General features: G+C 74.1%; 4 protein-coding genes and 1 pseudogene. 4 read left to right on the top strand and 1 reads right to left on the bottom strand.

Annotated elements, in window-relative coordinates:
* From CCN51_RS25610 to narI, 3 genes are all read left to right on the top strand, one after another.
* Nucleotides 1–1,291: 4Fe-4S dicluster domain-containing protein (locus tag CCN51_RS25610; protein ID WP_086860122.1), on the top strand; the 1,291-nt coding region annotated here is incomplete at its 5' end.
* 5 nt (nt 1,292–1,296) lie between these two features.
* Nucleotides 1,297–1,944: a nitrate reductase molybdenum cofactor assembly chaperone gene (gene narJ, locus CCN51_RS25605; RefSeq protein WP_014180533.1), complete on the top strand. Its 648-nt coding sequence runs from the start codon at nt 1,297–1,299 to the stop codon at nt 1,942–1,944.
* A complete protein-coding gene (narI, locus tag CCN51_RS25600) occupies nt 1,941–2,702 on the top strand; it encodes a respiratory nitrate reductase subunit gamma (protein WP_014180534.1) in 762 nt (253 codons plus the stop codon). The genes narJ and narI overlap by 4 nt, the downstream gene beginning before the upstream one ends.
* On the opposite strand, the gene CCN51_RS25595 is transcribed toward narI, so the two are convergent.
* Entirely contained in the window at nt 2,644–3,195 is a 552-nt protein-coding gene (locus CCN51_RS25595; protein ID WP_014180535.1) for a MarR family winged helix-turn-helix transcriptional regulator, read from the bottom strand. The two genes, narI and CCN51_RS25595, sit on opposite strands and share 59 nt — an antisense overlap.
* Before the next feature lie 348 nt (nt 3,196–3,543).
* Between CCN51_RS25595 and CCN51_RS25590 the strand changes: the two are divergent.
* Nucleotides 3,544–3,837 (top strand): annotated as a pseudogene (locus CCN51_RS25590) (aspartate aminotransferase family protein); the annotation flags it as partial.

The raw sequence follows: 3,837 nt of genomic DNA, 5'->3' as shown, positions 1-3,837 counted from the left end.
GCCCCGCTCCCTCATCGACGGCCGCCCCACCGCCGTCACCTGGGGCCCCAACTGGGACGACGACCTCGGCGGCGGCCCCGAACACCTCGCCGGCGACCCCGTACTCGCCAAGATGACCGAGAAGGTCCGCCTGGAGTACGAGCAGGCGTTCATGTTCTACCTGCCGCGCATCTGCGAACACTGCCTCAACCCCTCCTGCGTCGCCGTCTGCCCCTCCGGCGCGATGTACAAGCGGGTCGAGGACGGCATCGTCCTCGTCGACCAGGACCGCTGCCGCGGCTGGCGGATGTGCGTCAGCGGCTGCCCGTACAAGAAGGTCTACTTCAACCACCGCAGCGGCAAAGCCGAGAAGTGCACCTTCTGCTACCCGCGGATCGAGGCCGGAGAGCCCACCGTCTGCTCCGAGACCTGCGTGGGCCGGCTGCGCTACCTCGGCGTGCTGCTCTACGACCCGGACAAGGTCGGCGAGGCCGCCGCCGTCCCCGACGAGAAGGACCTGTACGAGGCCCAACTCGGCTGCTTCCTCGACCCCGACGACCCGGAAGTGGTCCGCGCCGCCGAGGAGTCCGGCATCCCGCACGACTGGATCGAGGCCGCCCGCCGCTCCCCGGTCCACGCGCTGATCACCCGGTACAAGGTGGCGCTGCCGCTGCACCCCGAATACCGCACCATGCCCATGGTCTGGTACATCCCCCCGCTCTCCCCGGTCGTCGACGCGCTCACCGCCACCGGCCACGACGGCGAGGAGCCCGCCAACCTCTTCGGCGCCATCGACACCCTGCGCATCCCCGTCTCGTACCTCGCCGAACTGTTCACCGCCGGCGACCCGGAACCGGTCGAGGCCGCCCTGTGCCGGCTCGCCGCCATGCGCAGCCATATGCGGCGGAACAACCTCGGCGAGGAACAGGACCCCGCGATCGCCCGCGCGGTCGGCATGGACCAGGAGACCATCGAGGCCATGTACCGGCTGCTCGCCCTGGCCAAGTACGACGAGCGGTACGTCATCCCCACCGGCTACGCCGCGGGTTCCGGTCACGACGGGCCCACCGACACCTGCAGCCTCGACGTGGACGGGCTGCCCGGGATGATGCCGGACGGCTTCCCCGGCGCCGACGACTTCCACGCCCCGCCGGTGCCCGCCCCCGCCGGGGCCGGTGCCGGAGCGGGTGCCGGAGCCGGAGCCGGAGCCGGTGCCGGGACGGGGCTCGCCGGCCGGTTCAACCTGCTCAACTGGAATGGCCGCGGACGCCCCAGTGGAATGTTCCCGCGCCGCGCCGAGGAGAAGCAGTGAGCCCAATGAGCCCGCCGAGCCCGGCGACCCCCGCCGTGCACCAGGCCGCCGCCCTCCTCCTCGGCTACCCCGACCGGCACTGGCCCGCCCGCCTGACCCTGGTACGCGACGCGCTCGGCGAGCTGACCGGCCCCGGCACCGCACCGCTGCTGCGGTTCTGCGCCGCCGTACGGGACATCCCCGTACTCGACCTGGCCGCCCGCTACGTCGTCACCTTCGACCGCAGCCGGCGGCGCACCCTGCACCTCACCTACTACACCGACGGCGACACCCGGCGCCGCGGCGGCTCGCTCGCCGAGTGGAAGGCCCGCTACCGCGCCCACGGCTGGGAGCCCCCCGAGGACGAACTGCCCGACTATCTGCCGCTGGCCCTGGAGTTCGCCGCCCGCTGCCCCGCCCCGGGGACCCGGCTGCTGAGCGAACACCGCCCCGCCATCGAGCTGCTGAGAATGGCCCTGGCCGACCACGACAGCCCCTACGCCGATGTGCTGCGCGCCGTCTGCGACACCCTGCCCGGCGCCTCGCCCGCCGACCGCGCCACGGCCCTGGCGCTCGCCCGCGGCGGACCGCCCGCAGAAGCGGTCGGCCTGGCCCCCTTCTCCGCCGCCGCCCCCGAGCGCGCCGGCCACCTTCCGGGAGGAACCGGCCGATGAACCACCTCAACATCGCCCTGTGGGGCGTGCTGCCCTACCTCGTGCTCGTCCTCTTCGCCGCGGGCGGCGCCTGGCGCTACCACTACGACCGCTTCGGCTTCACCACCCGCTCCAGCCAGCTGCACGAACACCGCCTGCTGAGCATCGGCGGCCCGCTCTTCCACTTCGGGCTGCTGTTCGTCGCCGCGGGCCATGTCGTCGGCCTGATCGTCCCCGAATCGCTGACCGAGCGGCTGCGCGTCAGCGAAGGGCTCTACCACGCGGGCGCGCTGCTCGTCGGCGGCACCGCGGGCCTGGCCACCGTCGCCGGCCTGGGGCTGCTGCTCTACCGGCGGCTGCGGGTGCCCGCCGTACGGGCGGCGACCAGCCGAAGCGACCGGGCCGTCTACCCGGTGCTCGCCGCCGTCCTGCTGGCCGGGCTCACCGCGACCGCCACGGGCGTGGGCGACGACGCCTACGACTACCGGCAGGGCGTATCCGTCTGGTTCCGCAGCCTGTTCACCCTCGACCCCGACGTCCCGGCCATGTCCCACGCGCCCCTCGTCTACCGGCTGCACGCCCTGCTGGGCCTGGCGCTGTTCGCGCTATGGCCCTTCAGCCGGCTCGTCCACGCCTTCGCCGCCCCCCTCGGCTACCTGGTCAGGCCGTACGTGGTCTACCGCTCCCGCACCCCCGCCCGGCCGTACCGCCACCCGGCGCTCACCGCGCCGGACGGCGCGGACGCACCTCCCCGGAAGCGGCGGCGAGCACATCACTGACCCGGGCGGGCCCGGCCCCGGACGGCCCTGCCGCCCGGAGGTCGGGCTCGTCCGCGACCGCGGTGAGCGCCCGCAGACCACGCGCCAGCCCGGCCCGCACCTCGGCGGGCAGCCGGTCCACCAGCACGGAGATCTCGGCGCGCCGGTACTCCACCACCCGCGCCACCACCTCCGCGCCTCGGTCGGTCACCCGCAGCACCACCTCCCGGCGGCTGTCCGGATTGACCCGCCGGTCCACCAGGCCCAGGGACTCCAGCCGGTCCACCGTCCGCAGGGCGGTGGACGGGTTGACCCCAAGACCCGACGCCAGCGCCGCCAGCTTCGCGGGGCCACAGCTGTCCAGCACCACGAGGGCGCGCAGCTGCGTCGCCGTCAGCGTCTCGTCGATCGAGGCGAGCGCCCGCGCGGAGATCGCCACCAGCAGCCGCGTCGTGGCCAGCATCGAGGTGATGAGCTCTTCGGCCAGGCCGCTGTCGTCCGGCTGCCGGTCCACGTCGCCCCCTCGCCCCTCGCCCGCTCGACGTTTCTGTGCCCGGGCATCCTACGGAAGCCGGGCCCGCGCTTCATCACGTAGCTCGTGCTCTGCCGCGGGCTTCATCGGGCAGGCCGCCGCGATCAATTCACGCACCGGCACTACCACGTACGAGTGGATCTGTCGCGACGACAGGCCGAACCGCTTGTGCGCAAAGTACTTTAGGCCCGAGTCCAGACGTTTCGCCTGTCCCACGCGCCCGGTCCGCTCACCGAGGCCGTGAGACCCGCCCCCGGGCGGCCCGGCGCTGCTTTTGAGACATCGCCCAGGACCGCTCCCCTGCCCGACCTCGAGACGAGGGGCACACCCATGCCTGTGCCCGCTTCCGCGACCGCCCGCCTCCTGGCCGGTGGTATCGAAGGCCCGCGCGCGCTCCGCCCGATGCTCGACACCGTCCTCGACGCCCTCGCCACCGGCGCCGCCGACCGCGGCGGCCCGCTCCCGCCCGGCGGCCCCCGGGCCGTCGCCCGCCGCGTACGGGCCGCGGCCGAACCCGTCCTCCCCACCGTCGGCACCGGCGCCCACCAGGCCCTGCACACCCTCGTCCGGGCCCTCGCCGCAGGCTCCGCCGACCCCGCCGACCCCCACTGCACCGCCCATCTG

The organism is Streptomyces milbemycinicus (genome assembly GCF_002154605.1).
Lineage (GTDB): Bacteria > Actinomycetota > Actinomycetes > Streptomycetales > Streptomycetaceae > Streptomyces > Streptomyces milbemycinicus.
Note: the sequence above shows the minus strand (reverse complement) of the source record. Positions and strands in the feature narration are given on the sequence as shown.

Bases quoted from the DNA above. Each gene is read 5' to 3' on its own strand.
- narJ (WP_014180533.1), top strand. From the start codon at position 1,297: ATGAGCCCGCCGAGCCCGGCGACCCCCGCCGTGCACCAGGCCGCCGCC.
- narI (WP_014180534.1), top strand. From the start codon at position 1,941: ATGAACCACCTCAACATCGCCCTGTGGGGCGTGCTGCCCTACCTCGTG.